Source organism: Pseudomonas helleri (genome assembly GCF_001043025.1).
Lineage (GTDB): Bacteria > Pseudomonadota > Gammaproteobacteria > Pseudomonadales > Pseudomonadaceae > Aquipseudomonas > Aquipseudomonas helleri.
Window position 1 is genome coordinate 49,177 of sequence record NZ_JYLD01000016.1, and the last position, 19,555, is coordinate 68,731.

General features: G+C 59.4%; 18 protein-coding genes. All 18 read right to left on the reverse strand.

The annotated features are described in order from the left end of the window. Positions 1 to 26 precede the first annotated feature (26 nt). The 18 genes from TU84_RS21530 to TU84_RS21615 all read right to left on the reverse strand — a co-directional run bounded on the left by TU84_RS21530 (position 27) and on the right by TU84_RS21615 (position 18,687). Positions 27 to 605, reverse strand: coding sequence for a flavin reductase family protein (locus TU84_RS21530; protein ID WP_048372700.1), 579 nt, complete (start codon positions 603 to 605; stop codon positions 27 to 29). Positions 606 to 724: 119 nt separating this feature from the next. Next, positions 725 to 1,576 (reverse strand): urea carboxylase-associated family protein, encoded by an 852-nt coding sequence (locus TU84_RS21535; protein WP_048372702.1) that lies wholly within the window; start codon positions 1,574 to 1,576, stop codon positions 725 to 727. Positions 1,577 to 1,590: 14 nt separating this feature from the next. Continuing rightward, positions 1,591 to 2,256: a GntR family transcriptional regulator gene (locus tag TU84_RS21540; RefSeq protein ID WP_241486426.1), complete on the reverse strand. Its 666-nt coding sequence runs from the start codon at positions 2,254 to 2,256 to the stop codon at positions 1,591 to 1,593. 17 nt (positions 2,257 to 2,273) lie between these two features. After that, on the reverse strand, positions 2,274 to 3,782 hold the full coding sequence (locus tag TU84_RS21545; RefSeq protein WP_048372705.1) for an amino acid ABC transporter permease/ATP-binding protein: 1,509 nt from the start codon (positions 3,780 to 3,782) through the stop codon (positions 2,274 to 2,276). 83 nt (positions 3,783 to 3,865) lie between these two features. Next, positions 3,866 to 4,711: an ABC transporter substrate-binding protein gene (locus TU84_RS21550; RefSeq protein WP_048372708.1), complete on the reverse strand. Its 846-nt coding sequence runs from the start codon at positions 4,709 to 4,711 to the stop codon at positions 3,866 to 3,868. A gap of 305 nt (positions 4,712 to 5,016) precedes the next feature. Beyond that, a complete protein-coding gene (locus TU84_RS21555; protein ID WP_048372709.1) occupies positions 5,017 to 5,637 on the reverse strand; it encodes a TetR/AcrR family transcriptional regulator in 621 nt (206 codons plus the stop codon). A 115-nt stretch (positions 5,638 to 5,752) separates the two neighbouring features. After that, a complete protein-coding gene (locus TU84_RS21560; RefSeq protein WP_048372713.1) occupies positions 5,753 to 6,841 on the reverse strand; it encodes an endonuclease/exonuclease/phosphatase family protein in 1,089 nt (362 codons plus the stop codon). 50 nt (positions 6,842 to 6,891) lie between these two features. After that, a complete protein-coding gene (gene deoD, locus TU84_RS21565; RefSeq protein WP_048372714.1) occupies positions 6,892 to 7,602 on the reverse strand; it encodes a purine-nucleoside phosphorylase in 711 nt (236 codons plus the stop codon). 2 nt (positions 7,603 to 7,604) lie between these two features. Beyond that, complete coding sequence (locus TU84_RS21570; RefSeq protein WP_048372715.1) at positions 7,605 to 8,846, reverse strand: phosphopentomutase; 1,242 nt, start codon at positions 8,844 to 8,846, stop codon at positions 7,605 to 7,607. After that, complete coding sequence (deoA, locus tag TU84_RS21575; RefSeq protein WP_048372717.1) at positions 8,843 to 10,165, reverse strand: thymidine phosphorylase; 1,323 nt, start codon at positions 10,163 to 10,165, stop codon at positions 8,843 to 8,845. Before deoA ends, TU84_RS21570 begins: the two co-directional genes overlap by 4 nt. After that, entirely contained in the window at positions 10,165 to 10,938 is a 774-nt protein-coding gene (deoC, locus tag TU84_RS21580; RefSeq protein WP_048372719.1) for a deoxyribose-phosphate aldolase, read from the reverse strand. Before deoC ends, deoA begins: the two co-directional genes overlap by 1 nt. 68 nt (positions 10,939 to 11,006) lie before the next feature. Beyond that, the gene (locus TU84_RS21585) at positions 11,007 to 12,266 is read right to left on the reverse strand and encodes a NupC/NupG family nucleoside CNT transporter (RefSeq protein WP_048372721.1); all 1,260 of its coding nucleotides are present in this window, start codon (positions 12,264 to 12,266) and stop codon (positions 11,007 to 11,009) included. A gap of 77 nt (positions 12,267 to 12,343) precedes the next feature. Next, positions 12,344 to 12,760 carry a cytidine deaminase gene (locus TU84_RS21590; RefSeq protein WP_048372724.1) on the reverse strand — a complete coding sequence of 139 codons (417 nt, stop codon included), beginning with the start codon at positions 12,758 to 12,760 and terminating at the stop codon, positions 12,344 to 12,346. After that, positions 12,757 to 14,481 carry a bifunctional metallophosphatase/5'-nucleotidase gene (locus TU84_RS21595; RefSeq protein WP_053225288.1) on the reverse strand — a complete coding sequence of 575 codons (1,725 nt, stop codon included), beginning with the start codon at positions 14,479 to 14,481 and terminating at the stop codon, positions 12,757 to 12,759. Before TU84_RS21595 ends, TU84_RS21590 begins: the two co-directional genes overlap by 4 nt. A 19-nt stretch (positions 14,482 to 14,500) precedes the next feature. Next, entirely contained in the window at positions 14,501 to 15,148 is a 648-nt protein-coding gene (locus tag TU84_RS21600) for a MotA/TolQ/ExbB proton channel family protein (protein WP_048372726.1), read from the reverse strand. Positions 15,149 to 15,221: 73 nt separating this feature from the next. Continuing rightward, positions 15,222 to 17,462, reverse strand: a complete 2,241-nt coding sequence (locus TU84_RS21605; protein WP_048372727.1) for a TonB-dependent receptor family protein — start codon at positions 17,460 to 17,462, stop codon at positions 15,222 to 15,224. Positions 17,463 to 17,508: 46 nt separating this feature from the next. Further along, positions 17,509 to 18,276 (reverse strand): energy transducer TonB family protein, encoded by a 768-nt coding sequence (locus TU84_RS21610; protein WP_048372728.1) that lies wholly within the window; start codon positions 18,274 to 18,276, stop codon positions 17,509 to 17,511. Between the two features lie 3 nt (positions 18,277 to 18,279). Continuing rightward, positions 18,280 to 18,687, reverse strand: a complete 408-nt coding sequence (locus TU84_RS21615; RefSeq protein ID WP_048372729.1) for an ExbD/TolR family protein — start codon at positions 18,685 to 18,687, stop codon at positions 18,280 to 18,282. Between the last annotated feature and the right edge of the window lie 868 nt (positions 18,688 to 19,555).

The window sequence follows — 19,555 nt, forward strand, 5'->3', positions numbered from 1 at the left end:
GGATCGCGTACAACCCGTAGCGAGGGTCAGGCCTCGTCAATATCCAGCGCTTCGCCGGTTGCGTAGTAATGGCCACCGGCAATGTAGTGCAGGCTGCGCCAGGCCGGGTTGGCGGTTTCGAAGTGCCAATGGCCGTCACTGAAAACGCGGGTGTCTGCCCAGGCACCGACCACTTCACCTATAAACAGGTCGTAGGCCGTCTGGTTGTGCGGTTCGGGGATCAGTTTGCAGGCCAGCCATGCCGAACACCCGGCTACGAACGGCTGGTCATGCCCTTCAATAGCAAACAGTTCAACACCGCTGTCGCTGAGTTTGTTCGGGTCGGTGTTGAGGCTCAAACTGCCGACTTTGCTGGTGAGTTCAATTTGCGCCACGGTCGGCACCTGAATCACGAACAAGCCGCTGTGCTCCACCAGTTCGCGGGTTTTTACGCTCTTGTCCAGCACCACGGTGAGCTTGGGCGGGGCAAAGTCCAGCGCACAGGCCCAGGAGGCCGCCATGACGTTTTGCACGCCAGCATGGCGCGCCGACACCAGAATGGTCGGCCCGTGGTTGATCAGTCGATAGGCTTTGTCCAGCGGGACGGCGGCAGTGTGCTTGTCCATTCTTGCTCCTGAATAGAGGGCCGGGTAGGGAGCAGATAATGACTGATTTGTGCAAACCCGTCAGCGGGCCGGCGTTGACGGTGCCGCTGCGGGTTACACGTGCACGGTTGCAGCGGGGATTACTTTTCCCACTCAGCCTTGGCAATCAGCAAGCCGTGATTGCCGTTATAGGCGGCGCGTTCGGGTTGCTTCCAGCCTTCGAGCAGCGACTCGTCGAGCTTGTAGATTTCAACGCCCAGCGGGCGGCAGACCTTGAGCGGGTCTTCTGCGTCCGGGCCCCACATGGGCAATGACAGGTCGCCCCCAGGGCAGGTCGACAGGGCGCACAGCACGTCAATTTCGGCGAAAAACTCCAGGTAATCACCCTGTTTTGCCGGGCATGCCTTCATAAAGTACATGTCATCGTGGTTCAGACCGGTGCACTGGAAGATGTTCAGCACGTCATGCACGTCGAACTCGGTCAGGCCGTGGGGCAGGACTGCGCGGGTCAGGTTGGAGTGGCAGTGATGATGAAAGTCTTCGCCGGTGAGCATCTTGTTGACGTAAGGGTCGCAGCGGGTGCCGAGCAAGTCGTGCAGGCGGCCGCCGTGTTCATCAATGCCGTAATCGGCCAGGCTGTCGTCCGTGATGGTTACCAAAGGCCGCAAAAACGGCAGGTTCGACCACAGGCGGTCATAAGTAGTGACGTGCGCGCCCTGTAGTTGGCGGGTACGGGCGGCCCACATGCGCTCACGCGGGTCGTTGGCGTTCCAGATGTTGAAGTCGCCGACTTGCGGGCCTACCGGCGTGGTCACGCGAAACACATGGCCTGCGGGCACTTTCCAGGCGCGGCCGGTACGGATCGGTACTTCGAACTGTTCGATCAGGGTGCGTTTGCCGGCAGATTCACGCACGCGGTCATAGAAAGGCTTGTCGACTTGTAGCGCGGTACCTTTGCTGACTTGGTAGGCCGCTGGATAGTCCTTGTACATAGTGGGTCCTCTTCTCAGGGTTTGGGCGTGCTGGCCAGAATGTCCAACAGCACGGTTTCGGAATCATTGAGGTAGCTGCTCATGGCTTCCTCGGCGGCTTTCTTGTTGCCTTCGGCGAGCAGGTCGTGGATCTGGCGGTCGCGTTCGAGCCAGGGTTTCTGAAAGTTTTCTTCACTGGGGGCGCTGGAAAACACCAGACGCATTTGCGCCGCGACCTGGGTAAAAAACTCATCGAACAGCGGGCTGCGCAGCAAGCCGACGATGTGTTGGTGAAAACGCAAGCTGTGGGTACCGAAGGCTTGCCAGTTTTCTCGATCCTGGGCCAGTTGCGCGGCTTCGATGGCTTCGAGCATCAGGTCGGACTGGTACTCGCGCAGCGGTTTGCTGGCGGCAATGGCCTGTAATTCGAGGGTGCGGCGCACATTGAAAATGTCGCGCACGTCGTCGATGCCCATGCGCCGTACCATCACGCCTTTGTTGCGTACGTAGCTGGTCAGGCCTTCACGGCCCAGTTGGTGCAGGGCCTCGCGCACGGTGTTGCGCGAGGCGTTGTAGGCATTCACCAGTTCGCTTTCTGTCAGCGGCATACCCGGCAGCAGGCGCCCGCCAATGATGTCTTCACGCAATTCGATGGCGACCTGATCCGACAGGGACAGGCTTTTTTCCTTGGGTTGATTCACGCTGAGACTCCTTGGGCTCATGCAAGCTGTACGTCTTTGAGGAACTTGGTCATGCGTTCGCTGCGTTGTTCGAGCATCTCGCGCGGCGCCGCGTCCTGAATGATCTGGCCGCCTTCCATAAACACCACGCGGTCCGAAAGCTTGAAGGCGAAGTTCATTTCGTGGGTGACGATGACCATGGTCATGCCTTCGCGGGCCAACTCTTCGATGACCGCCAGCACATCACCGACCAGTTCCGGGTCGAGGGCCGAGGTGGGTTCGTCAAACAGCATCACCGAAGGGCGCATGGCCAATGCCCGGGCGATGGCCACCCGCTGTTGCTGGCCGCCAGAAAGTTGATGCGGGTATTTGCCGGCGTGGTCGAGCATACCGACCTTTTTCAGCAGGGCCAGGCTCAGCAGGCGCAGTTCTTCATCCGCGCCGTGGGCGTGATAGACCGGGGCGAGCATCACGTTCTCCAGCACGGTCTTGTGGGCAAACAGGTTGAAGCCCTGGAACACCATGCCCACATGCACGATGTTTTGCATGTGCACTTTGTGGCTGAGCGGGCCTTCGGGGTCTTGTGTGCCGCGTAGAAATGGCTGGCCTTGCAGGGTGATCTGACCGTGGTCGAGGCTTTCGAGGCCATTCATGGTGCGGATCAGCGTGGTTTTACCCGAGCCGGAAGGGCCGATGATCGACACCACTTCGCCCCAGCGCACATTCAGGTCCACGCCTTTGAGCACTTCCAGCTCGCCATACGACTTGCGCACGCTTTGCGCTTGCAGGGCGAATTCGCCGGGCGCAGCCTGATCGCTGTTACGCCGGGTAACCACTTGGCCCAGTTCAGCCGGGGCGATGGTTTTGGGTTTGCGGCGGGTTACGTCCAGATGGTTTTCCAGCAGGTGCAGCAGGCGGCTGAACACCGTGACGATGAGCACGTAATAGAACGCCACGGCCAGCATGGTCTCCATCACGAGGAAGTTCTGGGTGTAAAGCTGTTGGCCCACCAGAAGGATTTCTGACAGCGAAATCACTGACACCAGCGAGGTCAGTTTGACGATCGTGATGTATTCATTGGCCAGGGTGGGCAGCGCGACACGCAAGGCTTGGGGCACCACGATCAGGCGTTGAATGCCTTTATAGCCGACGCCCAGCGCCTTGCCGGCCTCCAGTTGCCCTTTGACCACGGCCAGCAGCCCGCCACGGTGGATCTCGGCGATATACGCCGCTTCACTGAGCACCAGCGCGATAAGCCCGGCGCTGTAGGGGTTGGACAACACCACGCTGGTGGACGGAAACACCTGCGGCAGGTTGTAGACAAAAATCAGCAGGACCAGCAGCGGCAGGCTGCGAAAGAACCAGATATACAGGCCTGCGGCATTACGCAGCCAGCGGCGTTGCGACTGTCTGGCCAGGGCCAGAAAGAAGCCGAAGATGATCCCCAGCACCCAGGTTTCCAGGCTCAGTTCAACCACCGTCGCGACGGCCCGCCAGAAGTCACCGTTCCACAACAGTCCCAGGGTGTAGTGCCAATCGAATTGCATGTGCTTGCTCCGAATGTCTGTGATCGTTGCGCCGGTAGGGAAGCACCGGGGAATCCGCTACCGGTTACGCCTCACGGGGTGTTTCAGTTGCCCAATGCCGTGCTGATTTCCTGAGCCGTGGGTTCAGCCAGGTTGTAGCGGGCGAGCAGTTGGCCGTAGCTGCCGTTCTGCTTGATTTGCGCGAGGGCTTCGGTCAGTTCTTCCAGCAGCGGCTGGTTGCCCTTGCGCACGGCCAGGCCGATGACCACCGGGTAAATCAGTTCGTTGGAACTGATAACGGTTTTGCCCTGAAGTTTTTCGACGGTGATCTTGGCCACGGCCGGGTCTTCCATTTGCACGTCGACCGCGCGTGACAGCAGGGCCTGGGTGGCTTCCGGCGATGTCGGGAACTCGCGGGACTCAATCGCGGGCTTGCCATTGGGCAGGCAGTACTCGGCGGAAACCTGATTCAGCTTGGGGACCCACGAGGCGCCTTTGATCGAGCCGACGCGCTTGCCGCACAAGTCTTGGGGTTGCTGGGGCTTGAAGTCGCTGCCGCTGAGCACCATCAGCGATGAGCCGGTTTTCAGGTAGCTGACAAAGTCGACCTGCTTGGCGCGCTCCGGGGTGACGTAAAGCGCCGAGGCCACCACGTCGAAGCGCTGGGCGTTGACCCCGAGAATCAGGTTGGCGAAGCGAGTATCGAGAAAGCGCGGCTTCAGCCCCAATTGCTGGCCGAGCAACTGGATGAACTCCGGGTCGAACCCGGCAGGTTGTTTTTGATCCAGGTAGGTGTAAGGCGGGTAGGTCAGGTCGGAGCCGACCGACAGTTCCCCTTGTTTGAGCGTGCCTTTAACCTCTGCCGCCGATACCAGCGGGGCTAAACATGCAAGGGCGACTGTCAGCGCCAGGGTGTGCTTGGTGGTTTTGCTCATCAGACCTTTACGCATCTTCGTATCCTCGGTGGGTGACAGCAGTGCGGCAATGATTGTTCAACAATCTGTTATTAGTTAGTAAGCGTGTTTCGTGCCAACTATTATTTTTGACGTGCGAAAGAGCGCTTTAGAGTCAGATAAATGATTTTTTGAGGAGGAAAGGTGCGCCTAAGCGGTGCGATTTGTTACCGGGCGCCACGTTTTGGGGCGTGGTGTGGGTTTTTATGTGTAGGAGCGAGCTTGCCTCGCGATCTTTTCAAAGATCAAAAGATCGCGAGGCAAGCTCGCTCCTACAAGGGGGGCAAGGGCAGCCCAGCGATCTACGGCTCCAGCCCGATGCCGCGCAGGATGACCGTGGTGATGGTTTGTACCGCTTGGTCGAACTGTTGGTCTGACAGCGGCTGGTGGCCGTTGAGCACGTTGACCTGGTAGTCGAAGTCCGCGTAGTGCTGGGTCGAGGCCCAGATCATGTACAGCAGGGCAGAGGGCTCGACCGGGTTGATGCGTTTTTCTTCAACCCACTGGCGGATCTTCTCTTCCATGAATTTGGCGCCCTTGGACATGTGTTCTTCAAGCATGTCCTGAAACAGTGGCGCACCGCGCATGATCTCGTTGGCCCAGAGTTTTGAACCGTGGGGGCGCAAACGCGAGTGGGTCATTTTTTTCATCACGTAGCTGGTCAGTACCACGCGCGGGTCGTCGAACTGCACAAAGCAGTCGCCTTCCAGATCCCAAGTGCCGAGCAGGTTAACCAGCACCTCGCGGTAGAGGTCTTCCTTGGTGGTGAAGTAGTAATGCAGGTTGGAGCGTGGCAGTTCGGCATGCAGGGCAATGTCGGCCATTTTGGTCCCGGCATAGCCTTGTTCGGCAAAAATTTTCTCCGCGGCTAAAAGGATTTTTTCGACGTTTTTTCGGCGGATTTTAACTTTAGGATTGGTCATCGAATTCCATATTCGGGCGAAGGAGCAGCTCGGGCCTATGCGTGCGTAGCATAGTTCAAATCATTTACAAAAATCAGGTCGGCCGCCTGAACAGACGGCCGACCGGCCCGCTTTTTCAAGGCGCAGGGCGGAAGATTTCTGCGTACAGCGGCCAGTGGTCAGACACGCCTTCGGCATGCCGGGCACTGTCAAAACGTGCCGGGCTGCCCCAGCGATTGACCTGGTACGGGCTATGGTTGGCCAACCGGATGCTTGCCGGGTCAACCTGCCAGCCATTGAAGCCGCCCGCCGTGGTCATTTGCTTGGGAAACAGCAGCATGTCGAAGAACGACCACTCGCGCTTGGTGTGGTAGTAGTAGCTGCCTTTGCAGTCATTGCAGCCAATGAATTGCGAGACTGCCCAGGTGCTGGCCAGGTCTTTGGCGATGTAGCCGTTCTGTTTTTCTTCCCCGGCATTGATGTTGAAGTCACCGCCGACAATGGGCAGGACATCGCTTGGCAGTTCGCTTTTCAGGTGTGCCAGATACGCCACGGCTTGCTGGCGCAGGTAGCCCGGAGCGCCGCCAGATGGCAGGTGCACGGCGAACACGGCGGCTTTTTGGCCACCCGGCAGCAACAAGCGCACTTCAAGGATGCCGCGGGTTTTGCTCACGCGTTCCTGGTCTTCGTTGCCCACGGCTTTGTACGGCACGCGGTGCAGGCGGGCCTTGTCCCATTGCGGTAGACGGCTGAGCACAGCGGTGTCGATACCCCGCGCATCCCAACCTTCGATCAGCACACGGGTTTTGTAGTCCGACTTGCCGAGGTGGCTGTTGAGCTGCTCAATCACGTTGATGTTTTCAACTTCGTCGAGCATCAGGATGTCCGGGCCGCGGCCCTGGTTGATCTGCTGGATGACGGCGCTCAGGCGTTTGAGTTTTTCGTTGAGCAGGGCGTCGGTCCAGTCGTTTTCTTCACATTCCTTGCGCCACGCCGCCACGTCAATTTTGGTGCAGGTGGCGAGGTATTCCGGGTGGGCCTGTTTGACGCTCAGGGGCAGGTAGGCGTAGTCGTCCTTGCCCTCGTCGTGCACGGTATCGAAGAGGTTTTCGACGTTATAGGTCATCAGCGACACCCGCGCCGTGTCGGCGCTGTGATGGGGGGTGCAGGCGCTCAGGCACAGGACGCTCAGCGCAATGGCGATAGGGGCACGGAGGAATTTCATGGTGGATCGATCCAGGCAAGTAGGGGAATTTTGGTCTTAAGCGTCAGGGGTTACGGAGTGGTCAGCGCCTCCAGGCTCAATTGCATCATGGCGTGGAAGTCGTCCTGGCGTTGTTGGGCGCTGAGCCTGTCGCCGGTGAGGATGTGGTCGCTGACGGTGAGTACGGTCAGGGCTTTTTTCCCCAGTTCGGCGGCAACGCCATACAGCCCGGCGGCTTCCATTTCAACGGCCAGCAAGCCCATTTTTTGCATGCGTTCAAACAGCCCGGTCTCAGGTTCGTAGAACAGGTCGGCGGAAAAAATATTGCCGATGTGTACCGGCAATTTTTGCCTGTCGGCCTGACGCACCACGCGCTCAAGCAGGCGGTAATCGCAGATGGCGGCAAAATCATGGCCGGCCAGACGTTTGCGGTTGACGTTGGAGTCGGTGCAGGCGCCCATGGCGATGATCAGCTCGCTGAGCTGGACGTGGGGCTGCACCGAGCCGCAGCTGCCGACGCGGATGATCTGCTCCACGCCAAACTGGCTGAACAGTTCATGGGCATAGATGGACACCGAAGGGATGCCCATGCCGGAGCCCATCACCGAAATCCGCTGGCCGTTAAAGCGGCCGGTGTAAGCCAGCATGTTGCGCACGCCGTTAACCTGCACCACGTCGCTCAGGTAGGTGTCAGCGAGCATCTTGGCGCGCAGCGGGTCGCCGGGCATCAGCACGGTGTCTGCAAAGGCGCCAGGTTCGGCGTTGATGTGCACAGTGGCCATGATCAGTTGCCTCGCGCCGGTGTTTTGTGAAGAAAAGACCGCCCATGGGAGCATGGCGGTAGCCTGAAGAAATCAGCCAGGGTCTGGCCAAAATCGGCAAAACTGTCGCGTTCGCCGAGGCTGCCAGGCGTAATGCCTGCGCCCCAGGCCAACACGGGAATGTGTTCGCGGGTGTGATCGCTGCCGGCAAAGCTGGGGTCGCAGCCATGGTCGGCACCAAGCAGCAGCAGATCGTCAGGGCGCATCTGCGCGAGCAACTCGGGCAGGCGCCGGTCGAAGGCCTCCAGCGCTGCGGCATAGCCGGGAATGTCACGGCGATGGCCGTAGAGCATGTCGAAGTCGACAAAGTTGCTGAAAATCAACGTGTGGTCCGGGGCTTCGTCCAGCGCGCTGAGGGTGGCGTCGAACAGCGCATCGTTACCGTCGGCCTTGTACAAGCGGCTGATGCCACGGTGGGCAAAAATATCGCCGATCTTGCCCACGGCAAAAACCTGGCCACCGGCTTCGCACATGCGGTCAAGTACGGTCGGGGCGGGCGGCGGCACGGTGTAGTCATGGCGGTTGCCCGTGCGCACGTAGGTGCTCGGGCTATCACCTTTGAAGGGCCGGGCGATGACCCGGCCGATGGTGTACGCATCGCACAATTCACGGGCGATTTCGCACAGGGCCAGCAACCGCTCAAGACCAAAGTCGTCCTCGTGGGCGGCGATTTGCAACACGCTGTCGGCCGAGGTGTAGAGAATCGGTTTGCCGCTGCGCCGATGCTCGTCGCCCAATTGCTCAAGGATAGTGGTGCCGGAGGCGTGGCAGTTGCCGAGAATGCCCGGCAGATTGCCCCGTGCGATCAAAGCCTCCAGCAATTCGGGCGGGAAGCTGTTTTGCTGTTCGGAAAAGTAACCCCATTCAAACAGCACCGGCACACCGGCCATTTCCCAGTGCCCGGACGGTGTGTCTTTGCCGCTGGATAGCTCACGGGCGTAGCCGTAGGCGCCCTCGACCTGACTCTCGGCTGGCAGGCCGGGCGGGAATACCCCGGCGCTTAATGCAGCGGCATGCCCCAGCCCGAGGCGGGCCAGGTTGGGCAGGTGCAGCGGCCCTTGGCGTTGTGGGGTGTCGGCTTCGCCACGGGCGCAGGCCTGGGCGATATGCAGCAAGGTGTTGGCCCCGCTGTCACCAAAGGTGTCCGCATCGGCGCTAGCGCCAATCCCGAAAGAGTCGAGCACCAGCAGCAGTGCCCGGCTCATGAAGCCTCCATCAACAGCTGCACGATCAACGGCGAGGCGCTGTCTGTGTGCTCGGTGATGGTATAGGCCGCAAGCACGGCCTTGGTGGCTTGCTCGGCCTTGAACGGGTTGCTGGCATGCACCATGGCCAACGGTTGACCCGCCTCAACGTGTTCGCCGGGGAGCTTCAACTGGCTGAGGCCGACGCTCGGGTCGATGCGGTCTTGCGGGTGCAGGCGGCCGCCGCCCAGAGACACCACGCAAATGCCGATGGCCCGGGTATCAATGCTGTTGACCACACCCGACACCGGGGCGCAGACCGGGATCACTACCTCGGCTGAAGCCAGGTAGGCCTGCGGGTGATCGACCAGATCGGCCGGGCCACCGAGTGCTTCGACCATACGTGAGAAGCGGCGCAGGGCTTCACCGCTGCGCCAGGCGTCGAGCAAGTGCTCACGGGCCTGTTCGGCACTGCTGGCCAGGCCTGCACAGAGCAGCACTTGGGTGGCCAGCGCCAGGGTTACTTCCCACAAGCGTTCGCTGCGCACTTCACCGCGCAACAGGGCAATCGCTTCTTCGACCTCCAGCGCGTTGCCCGCCGAGCGCGCCAGCGGCTGGTTCATGTCGGTGATCAGGGCGCGGGTCTTGACCCCGGCCCCGTTGGCCCCGGACACCAGCGAGTCGGCCAGGGCCACGGCGTTGTCGGCGGTGGACATAAACGCGCCGTTGCCCACTTTGACGTCGATCAGCAACACATCGAGCCCCGCCGCGAGCTTTTTGCTGAGGATCGAGGCGGTGATCAGGTCGATGGATTCGACGGTCGCGGTCACGTCGCGAATCGAGTACAGGCGCTTGTCGGCCGGGGCCAGATCACCAGTCTGGCCAATGATCGCGCAACCCACGTCAGCGACGATGGCTTGCAAACGCTCAGGCGAGGGCAGGCTGTTGTAGCCGGGGATGCTGTCGAGTTTGTCGAGGGTGCCACCGGTGTGGCCCAGCCCGCGCCCGGAGATCATCGGCACGTAACAGCCGCAGGCGGCCAGCAAAGGTGCCAGCGGCAGGCTGACCATGTCACCGACCCCGCCGGTGGAGTGTTTGTCGACCACTGGGCCCGGCAGGTTCCAGCTCATGACTTGCCCTGAGTCGCGCATGGCCAGCGCCAGGGCGACGCGTTCCTGCACCGTCATGCCCTTGAGCATCACGGCCATGGCGAAGGCGGCGATCTGGCCTTCGCCGATGCTGTTGTCGGTGATACCACGAACAAAGCGCTGGATATCGCTGTCGCTGAGGGTCAGGCCTGCGCTTTTGCGGCGAATGACTTCTTGTGGCAACCAGTTCATCAGTACGCTCCTTGCGCTGGGGTGTCGGCACTCAGGCCGATGAGTTCAAGCGTGTTGTCGAGCAGGCTGGAGGCGCCAAAGCGCAAGTGGCGCGGCATGACCCAGGCTTTGCCAAGCGTGTGTTCGGCCAACCACAGGTACACCGCTGCGTCGCCCAGCATGCGCATGCCGCCTGCGGGCTTGAAGCCGACGTTCGGGTTGGTTTTGGCGATCACATGCAGCATCAATTCAGCCGCTTCAGGGGTGGCGTTGACCTTCACTTTGCCGGTGCTGGTCTTGATAAAGTCGGCACCGGCTTCGATGGCGTCGATGCTCGCCCGGCGGATCAGCAAGGCGTTGAGTTCGCCGGTTTCGAGGATCACTTTGAGCACCGCGCGGCCTTCGCACAGCGCTTTGCAGGCGGCGACCAGCTCGCGCCCGCGTTGTTCGTCGCCGCCAATCAGGGCGCGGTACGGGTAAACCACATCGATTTCGTTGGCCCCGTCTGCCAGTGCCTGGCGAATTTGCTCAAGCACCTCGGCCAGCGGCGCATCGCCTTCGGGGAAGTTGCACACAGTGGCCACCTGGATTGAGTCGCCACCCAGGGTATTCAGGGTGCTGCGCGCCAAACGGACAAACTGCGGGTAGACACACACTGCGGCGACAGGCCCGACCGGGGTCAGGGCCTTGCGGCACAGCGCCTGAATGCTGGCATCGGTGTCGTCGGCGTTGAGTGAGGTAAGGTCCAGCAGGGCGATGACTCGACGTGCCAGTTGGAGTTCGGTGTCATTCATGTCGGTTCTTCGATCTTTCAAGGGCGCCCGGTCAGTGGCGGGCGCCTGTTGGGGTAATAAGGGGCGTTTCACAGTGAAATAAACACGCCGGCCAGTGCTGCACTCATAAGGTTAGACAATGTCCCGGCGGTGACGGCGCGCAGGCCCATGCGGGCGAGATCCTTGCGACGGGAGGGGGCCATGACCCCCAGGCCGCCGAGGATGATGCCGATCGATGAGAGGTTGGCAAAACCGCACAGGGCAAAGGTCACGATAACTTGCGTGTGGGCCGACAACACGCTGACGCCTTTGCTTGCCGCTTGCACCGGATCGATGTAAGCCGCGAAGTCGACGTAAGCAACAAACTCGTTGAGCACCAGTTTTTCACCGATAAACCCGCCCGCAATCGTGGCTTCGCTCCATGGCACGCCAATCAGAAAGGCCAGCGGCGCAAACAGGTGACCGAGGATCAGTTGCATGCTCAGGTGCGGTAGGCCGAACCAGGCGCCGCACCAGCCGAGAATGCCGTTGAGCATGGCGATCAGGGCGATAAAGGCCAGCAGCATGGCGCCGACGTTGAGTGCCAGGTGCAGGCCGTTGCTGACGCCCAGTGCCGCAGCGTCGATGACGTTGGCCGGTTTGTCCTCGGGGTAGACCTCAACGCAGCTCGGGTCGTCATGGGGCAGGTGGGTTTCAGGCTCCATCAGCTTGGCCATCAGCAGCCCGCCGGGGGCGGCCATAAAGCTGGCAGCGATCAGGTATTTAAGCTCGATGCCGAGGCTGGCGTAGCCGATCAATACAGAGCCGGCCACCGAGGCCAGACCGCCCGCCATCACCGCGAACAGTTCGCTGCGGGTCATGCTGGCCAGAAACGGGCGCACCACCATCGGCGCTTCGGACTGCCCGACAAAGATGTTGGCGGTGGCCGACATCGACTCGGTGCGGCTGGTGCCCAAGATGCGGTGCAACGCGCCACCGATCACCCGGATGATTACGTTCATCACGCCCAGGTAGTAAAGAATGGCAATGAAGCTGCTGAAAAACACAATCAGCGGCAACACCTTGATCGCAAAGACAAACCCTTGATGGCCGAACACCTCGAACATCTTCTCGCTGGCCAGTGGCCCGAAGAGAAAGCTGATCCCTTCGTTGGCATAGTCCTGCAGCGACGAAACGGTGTTGGAAATGGCCGCCAAGGTGGTCTGCCCCCATGGCACGTACAGCGCGAATGCACCGACACCTGCTTGCAGTAAAAAGGCTCCGCCCACTGTTTGTAACTTGATCGCCCGGCGGTTGCTGGAGAGCAAGACCGCCAGAAGGATCAATACACCTACACCAATGAAGCTCATGACTGCATTCCCATGTGTAAAGCATCAAAATCGCCTGCACCTCTGTCGGGTGCTGCGGCGGGCAGGGCAGTGGGTCGTTAAAAACGGAAAGCGCCGGGTAACAGTTGCTCGATGGTCCAGTCGCGGCTGGCCGATTCTTGATGCCCGACGCAAAACACCGGGCAGTGAGCAAGCATGAGTTCGTGCATGACCTGACGGCAGGCGCCGCAGGGGGAAATCAGCGCCACTTTGGGGGCATACACCAGCATTGCTTTGAAGCTGCCGGGGGCATGCCCCTGGGCGATCGCGCTGAACAGTGCACTGCGTTCAGCGCAGTTGGTCAGCCCGTACGAGACGTTTTCGACGTTGCAGCCGCGGATGATCTGATCATCCGCGGTCAGCAACGCGGCCCCGACAGGGAAGTCCGAGTGCGGGCACCAGGCGGCTTTCGAGGCCGCAATGGCCTCGGGCAGCAGGCGCTCGTAAAGTGCTTGCGCTTGGGCCGTGCGGCTCATCGCTGGGCACTCTTGGCCAATGCATCGTCGACCTTGTGAATGCGCTGCGCGGGAGTGTGTTCGCCCACCGGGTTACCGGCGCGGTCGTTGACTTGCAGGTAGTCGATCAACGCATTGAGGTCATTGAGACCGGTGTCCAGACGTTCGCTGGCGTCCTTGAATACAGTGAAGTTATCGCCGCCGCCGGCCATAAACGAGTTGACCGTGACTTGGTACGGGTAGTCGGCAATCACCGGCACACCGTCAATTTTCATGCTGTTGGCCAGTACCCGGTCACCTTGAGGTTTGCTGGCATCCCAGCTGTAGGTCAGCGAAGACGACGGTTGCAACGGGTAAAAGCCGAAACCGTTGTTTTGCCACTGTTGTTCCAGCAGTTGTTTCAGCTGTGCGCCGGTCAGGGTGAGGATGTTCAGGGTGTTGTTGAAGGGCTGGACCGAGGCCACCTGGCTGTAGCTGAGTTGGTCCTGGCCCGGGTCGAGAATCAGGTCGGTACGGATTCCGCCGAGGTTGATGAACGCCACTTGCGCACCCAGCGAGCGGGTGGCATGCAATTGCGCATCGGACACCAGGTCGCCCATGGCGGACTCGCCTGCGGCATTGAGGGTGCGTTTGACTTCTGTCGCGGCCATGCGCGCGATGGGCTTGTTCAGTTGCTCATGGCTGCGGGCTTCGACTTCGGCCTGTTGCGCGGCGATTTCTGGCATCGGCTGGTAGCGCTTGGGATCGACCACAATGTTTTCGGCCTTGGCATCCAGCAACTGGTGCTTGCCGGTGTCGATCTTCAGGTTCAGGTGCGTGACCAGACGCCCGTACGAGCTGGCCTGGGTGATGAGTTTGTCGCCCAGGCGGCACATGTAGCCCTGGTGTGTGTGCGCAGTGATCACCACTTTGATTTCCGGGGCCAGACGGTTGGTCACGTCGAGGATGTCGCCCTTGAGCTGGCTGCAATCGGTTTTGTCGAAGGATTCGGCGGTTTCGCCGCCTTGGTGAATCACCATGATCACCGCATCCACGCCTTGCTTGTGCAGTTCTGGCAGCAGCGCGTTGGCCGCTTCGGCTTCATCGATGGTGTACAGGCCGTTCATGCTTTGGGTGCTGACATAGGTCGACACATTGCGCAGCACGGCGCCGACGAACGCGATTTTCGCGCCGTTGGCTTCTTCAATCTGGTAAGCCGGAAAGAGCGTCTTGCCGGTTTGTGCGTCCATCAGGTTGGCTGCCACATAGGGGAAGCGCGTGCCTTTGTAATCCTTGCTGTACAGGCAGGCCTTTTCCGGGCGCGGTGAGTCGCAGCCGCCGTTGATCTGGCGTTGCAACTCGATCGTGCCCTGATCCAGTTCATGGTTGCCGATCACGCTGAACTTCAGCCCCAGGGTGCCGAGAGCCGTCAACGTCGGCTCGTCGGCCCACATGGCAGACATCGGCGGGCTGGCCCCAATCATGTCCCCGGCGCCGACCAACAGCGTTTGCGGGTCTTTTTTGCGCAATTCGCTGACCACACCGCTGAGGGCGTTGATACCGCCCGCCTGCATCGTCACCTTGCCACCCGGCGCCGAGGCATCGGCGTAGGTGAACGGGTTGGGTGCGAGGTTGCCGTGGAAGTCGTTGATGGCAGCAATGTTGACCTCGACCGTTTTGCCGGGCGGGTTACAGGCGGCTATTGCCAGGGCCAGCGGCAGAATCAGGCTGGCCTGGCACAGGCGCGAGAATACATTCGACATGGGGGCTCCTTGGCTTGGCTCAGGCGGTACGTGGCTGGCCGGCCAGCGAGGCGGCAGGTGTAGGGGAGGCGACGTATTGAGTGCCCAGGCCTGCGCGCAGCAGAAGCATTTTCAGGTTGTCGTTGATCAGTTCCAGGCGATCTTGCAGGTGGCTGTTGAAGACCATGCCCACCAGTGCAATGGCGATACCTAGCGCGGTGGCGTACAGCGCAGTACCGATACCGCGGGACACTTCACCCGGGTCGGAAACACCGGCTTCGGCCAGGGCTTTGAAAGTGTCGATAATGCCCATGATGGTGCCGAGCAAGCCCAGCAGCGGTGCGCCGGCGACGACGGCTTCGAGGATCCACAGGCTGTGGGACAGCTTGCCGCGCATGGAGATATAAATGGCCTGGCCGAGGTCTTCGAGTTCCTGGTGCGAGTGCAGTTGGCGACGGCCGTCGTAAATCTGCGAGAGCAATTGCAGTGGCAGGCTGTCACGTTGGGTCAAGGCTGCTGGCAGGTCATCGACACTGCGCACTTTACCGCTGATGGCCGGGACCAGTTGGCGGGCCTTGCGCAGGGAGTAGCTGAAAAAGATGCAACGTTCAACGACGACAAAGGCGGCCAGCGCAGCAGCGCCGTACATGACGTAGAAAGTGAGATCGTGCAGCAGATTCATGTTCATCAGGTTCTTCCTATGGGTGGGTACAGCTCAGGCCCGCTGTTTAGCCGGGCCTGGTTACAGGTCAAATCAAGGGTTAGAAGTTGGCTTCAAACGAAACCATGGCAGTACGTTCTTCACCGACGTTGTAATACGGCGTTGCAGCGTTCAGACCGTTAACCGGCGCGGCGTTGAGCACCACGGTACGTGCCGACGACAGGTATTCCTTGTCGAAGACGTTGAGCATCGAGACGCGAATGGCGGCAGATTTGAAGATCTTTTTGTCGACCGGCAGGCGCACACCGGCGCTCAGGTCAACAGTGGTACGGCCAGCGATTTCCTGGTCGTTGGTCAAGTCGCCGTAGTAGCTGCCGACGTATTTGCCGGCGATGTTGGCGTAGTAGCGTTTGTTGTCCCAACCGATGCTGGCGTTAAGCATGTTTTTCGGCACGTTGGCCAGTTGCTTGCCCGCGGTCGGCAGGTTTTTGTTGCGGATCGAGATGTCGTCTTTCTGCTCGGAATCGGTGTAGGTGTACGAGGTGTAGTAGTTGAAGTTGTAGGGCAGCAGGCCGCTCCACTCCAGTTCCAGACCTTTGTTGACCACACTGCCGACGTTGAGCATTTCGTAGTCGCCATCCGAGTTGGTGGTTGACAACTGACGGTCGCGGTACGAGATGTGGAACAGCGTTGCGCTCAACGCCATGTCGTCCTTGGTGAAGCGCCAGCCCAGTTCCTGGTTCCAGCTCAGCTCAGGCTTGGTGCTGATCGAGTCGCCGACGTTGTACAGCACGTAGTTAGGCGGGGTACGCATGTTGCGGGTGATGTTATAGAACGCCTGGTTCTGCTCGTTGATCTGGTAGCGGGCGCTGAAGTTCGGCAAGAACTGGTGGTACTTGGCGTCACGCTTTTCAGGCTTGTTGTACAGGTCGCCGAGGTTGTTACCGTCACGCTCGACGTACTGGTAGGCAAGGCCACCGACCAGGGTCAGGTCGGGTGTCACGATCCAGGTGTCTTGCAGCGAGAGTTTCTGCGCCGGGGTAACGGTGTACTGATGGCGGCCCTGTACGGTCACGCCATTGTTGTCTTTAACCTGGTTGCCCGAGTTGTAATCGCCCCAGATGTCGCTTGGCGCGCCGTTGGCATCGATGCTGATAAATGGCTGGGTCTGGCGCTGACGGGCGCGCTCGTACCAGTAGCCTAGGTCGATGCTGTGGGACTCGTTCATGTCCCATTTCAGCTTGTTGTAGATACCTGTACGCCAGGTTTCGGTCCAGGAAGGGCGGTAGTAGGTGTCATACGGCAGGCCCTTGAGGTCGTAGTTGCCGGCTTTACTGCTGGTGGATGACAAGGCGGACGCAGTCTGGCCGCTGAAGCTGCCGCCGTTGGCCCACATGTAGTAAGGCGCAATGGACAGTGACAGGTCGTCGCGCAACTGGAAACGCTGGGTCAGTGTGGCGGACACGTTTTCAAACGGGTTACGGTTGATCTTGTAATACGAGGTCAACTTGCCGCTGCTGTTGTAGATCGGGTTTTCTGCGTAATCAAGGCTGCGACCCGACTTCTCGAACTGCGCCTTGCTCAGCGTGTTGTAGTTATAGTTGTCCTGGCGGTTGTATTTAATGATGGCGTTGGTCGAGTTGCCATTGCCGTCTTCAAACAAGGTGTTCCATTCAACTTTGTCTGCGCGTACAACACCTTTACCGCGCCACTTATCACCTTCGGTGTGCGACGCCGATATATAGGTTTTAAATCCGTTGATGTCGCCGGTGTTAATACGCACAAACGATTTGTCGAGGCTGTTGGAACCCACCGCCTGTTTAACGAAAACACCAAAGTCTTTCGTCGGGCGCAGGGTCACCAGGCCGATGTTGCCACCACTGGAACCAATATGCGGGCCGTCAATTTCCGAAGAACCTTGAGTGGCGAATATTTCACTGAAGTTCTCAGGGTCGCCGAGCAAGTTTGGATAGATCGAGTAGTCACCCGAGTCGTTGATCGGGATGCCGTCAGCCGAGACGCCGACCTGATCGGAGTTCATGCCGCGCATGGTGAAGCTGGTGCCGCTAAGGCCCGAGGCGTCGGTGCTGGACACGTTGATGCCGGGCGTGTATTTGAGTTTGTCGAGGGCGTTGGCAGTGGGCGCCATTTCGTCCATCGCCTCTTTGGTTACCGTTGAGCGTGCCTTGGCCGAGTCTTCCTGAACCATATGGCCATTGCCCAGACTTTGGCCGGTTACTTTAACGTCGCCTATATCAACTGAATCTTGCGCGAGCGCAGAAAAAGTCCAGCCGCCAACCCCAACGGCCAGCAACGTTGCAAATAAAGTATTGAGTTTCAAAACGCTTTCCTCTTGAACATCATGAGTGGAGCAGAAGTGGTTTTAGTTATTGCTCAATGTTGTATACAAGCGTGGCGCTAAAGCGGTATTTATCCTTGCCCGAAAAAGTGTTGTCGGGAAAAGGCACAACTTGGTCGAGACGTTTCAAACTTGTTTGTGCTGCCCGATTGAGCAACATGTTTGCCGCCTTCTTTTCAATGCCCGAATCGAGCACCTTGCCGCTTCGGTCAATCAGCAACCACACCACCACATTGCCTTCCGGGCGTTGTAATGAAGCTTCGCGACCTCGCGGGTATTGCTTGTATCTCTCTAACTCGGCCAGCAGGCGAGCGGTGTAGCGGCTCTCCTGGTCTGCCGGGTTGGTGTGTGGCACTTGCGCAACAGGTCTGGCCACCGGGGCTGCCGCTGGCGGTGCTGCTGCCGGAGCGGGGGCCGGTGCCTGCACCACGGGTTGAGGTTTGGGCGGTGTCGGTGCGGCCTTGACCACTTGTGGCTTGGGCTTGGGCTTGGGCGGCGGCGGTTTTGGTGCCGGCGGCTTGGGCTTGGGTGGCGGTGGTGGCGGCTCTTCGATTTGCGCTTCGGCTTCTTCGATTTCCGGCGGCGGTGGCGGTTGTTCAACCACTGGCTCAGGCTCGGGCTCAGGTGGCGGCGGGAGCAATTCCTCAGGATCGATCAAGGCGATTTCGACGGTTGTATCGTCGTACTTCGGCGTGATCTTCAAGGTTGTGTGTGTGGCGCTATGAATAGCCACCGCCAGCAGGCAAATCGCTGGAAGACAGGCGATTGCTTTGCGGGATTTGAAAAGAACCGACATGACTTAGAGCTTCCGGGTCGCGATGGAAACGGAGGAGAAACCGCTGCTTTTGAGCACGTCCATCACGCTCACCAAACGCGCTACTTCAACACCCTCATCGCTGTTGAGGATGATCACCATCTTCTGCTCAGGGTTTTCCATGGCCTTGAGCTGTACCACCAGTTCGGTCTGGTCCAGGTCCTTGCCGTCCAGTTGCAGGCGGTCGTCCAGGCCCAGGGTAATCACAGCCTTGTTTTGCGGCTTGAGTTGTTGCGCGTGTGCAGCGCCTGGCAACTGAGTCTTGATCCCCAGCGCAGGGATCACGTTGAGACTGATCAATACGAAAAACACCAGCAGAAACATCATCACGTCGATCATCGGAATGATCTCGATATGCAGGCGCTTTTTCTTAGGTTCTTCCCAGCTTCGCATCACGTGTACTCCAGTCCACAGAGGGGATCACACAGCTGATCGCCCATTCAGATTCTCACTTGTGGTTAGCCAGGGCACAGTAGCTGTCGAACCTGTCTCAAGTGACAGGTTGGAGAGTAGGGGAGCGGTGTTTCATTTTGATTTCAGCAATATTATTTTGTTACGAAAGCTCTGGATGTGTGTTGTTTCTGTAAAGTCGCTGTGTAAGTCGCGGTTTTTTAATGGTTTTAACGTGATTTTAAGGGTTTTGTTTTGGGGCGCAGGATGTAGGTGAGTTGCTGGCTCAAACTGAAAAAAACTGACATGTGTGTCAGTTTTTTGGTTTTATGAGTGGTTTTCAGCATGGGGAGGGGAAGCAGGCCGTGACAATGTCGACGACACGTTACGGTCAAGTCATGGCGATTTGTGTGACAGCGAGGTTAAAACTTGCGAACAGCTCAAGATCAAAAGACCGTGAGGCAAGCTCGCTTTTATCAAACATAAAATAAGTAATTGACTCTAAAGGCTCTGTAGGAGCGAGCTTGCCTCACGATCTGTTGATCTTGATCTGGCTTTTGATCTTGATCTAAGAGGCCCCGTTAAACCACGCTGACCTGTGGTGAGGGCATGCCGAGCCACAGCGAGGCACCGAGGGGTTGGGGCAAAAAGCGTTTGGTTACTTTGCGCTTTTCAAAGTGGCACGGCGTAAGGCCGGAACCCTACGTGGCCGTTGCCGCAGCAATGGATATGTACTCAAATCAAGAGCCCCCTCACCCTAGCCCTCTCCCGAAGGAGAGGGAACCGATTGGGGAATGCTGAAGATTCTCGGTAGCCTGTTTGCTGCGCGACAGCGCGGCGTCCAAGACGGCGCGGCCTTTCTTATCAAATA

Excerpts from the sequence above, each read along its gene's own strand:
- TU84_RS21550 (WP_048372708.1), bottom strand. The coding sequence starts at position 4,711 with ATGCGTAAAGGTCTGATGAGCAAAACCACCAAGCACACCCTGGCGCTG.
- deoA (WP_048372717.1), bottom strand. The coding sequence starts at position 10,165 with ATGAACTGGTTGCCACAAGAAGTCATTCGCCGCAAAAGCGCAGGCCTG.
- TU84_RS21570 (WP_048372715.1), bottom strand. The coding sequence starts at position 8,846 with ATGAGCCGGGCACTGCTGCTGGTGCTCGACTCTTTCGGGATTGGCGCT.
- deoC (WP_048372719.1), bottom strand. The coding sequence starts at position 10,938 with ATGAATGACACCGAACTCCAACTGGCACGTCGAGTCATCGCCCTGCTG.
- TU84_RS21595 (WP_053225288.1), bottom strand. The coding sequence starts at position 14,481 with ATGTCGAATGTATTCTCGCGCCTGTGCCAGGCCAGCCTGATTCTGCCG.
- TU84_RS21610 (WP_048372728.1), bottom strand. The coding sequence starts at position 18,276 with ATGTCGGTTCTTTTCAAATCCCGCAAAGCAATCGCCTGTCTTCCAGCG.
- TU84_RS21590 (WP_048372724.1), bottom strand. The coding sequence starts at position 12,760 with ATGAGCCGCACGGCCCAAGCGCAAGCACTTTACGAGCGCCTGCTGCCC.
- deoD (WP_048372714.1), bottom strand. The coding sequence starts at position 7,602 with ATGGCCACTGTGCACATCAACGCCGAACCTGGCGCCTTTGCAGACACC.
- TU84_RS21535 (WP_048372702.1), bottom strand. The coding sequence starts at position 1,576 with ATGTACAAGGACTATCCAGCGGCCTACCAAGTCAGCAAAGGTACCGCG.
- TU84_RS21615 (WP_048372729.1), bottom strand. The coding sequence starts at position 18,687 with ATGCGAAGCTGGGAAGAACCTAAGAAAAAGCGCCTGCATATCGAGATC.
- TU84_RS21600 (WP_048372726.1), bottom strand. The coding sequence starts at position 15,148 with ATGAACATGAATCTGCTGCACGATCTCACTTTCTACGTCATGTACGGC.
- TU84_RS21585 (WP_048372721.1), bottom strand. The coding sequence starts at position 12,266 with ATGAGCTTCATTGGTGTAGGTGTATTGATCCTTCTGGCGGTCTTGCTC.
- TU84_RS21560 (WP_048372713.1), bottom strand. The coding sequence starts at position 6,841 with ATGAAATTCCTCCGTGCCCCTATCGCCATTGCGCTGAGCGTCCTGTGC.
- TU84_RS21530 (WP_048372700.1), bottom strand. The coding sequence starts at position 605 with ATGGACAAGCACACTGCCGCCGTCCCGCTGGACAAAGCCTATCGACTG.
- TU84_RS21555 (WP_048372709.1), bottom strand. The coding sequence starts at position 5,637 with ATGACCAATCCTAAAGTTAAAATCCGCCGAAAAAACGTCGAAAAAATC.
- TU84_RS21545 (WP_048372705.1), bottom strand. The coding sequence starts at position 3,782 with ATGCAATTCGATTGGCACTACACCCTGGGACTGTTGTGGAACGGTGAC.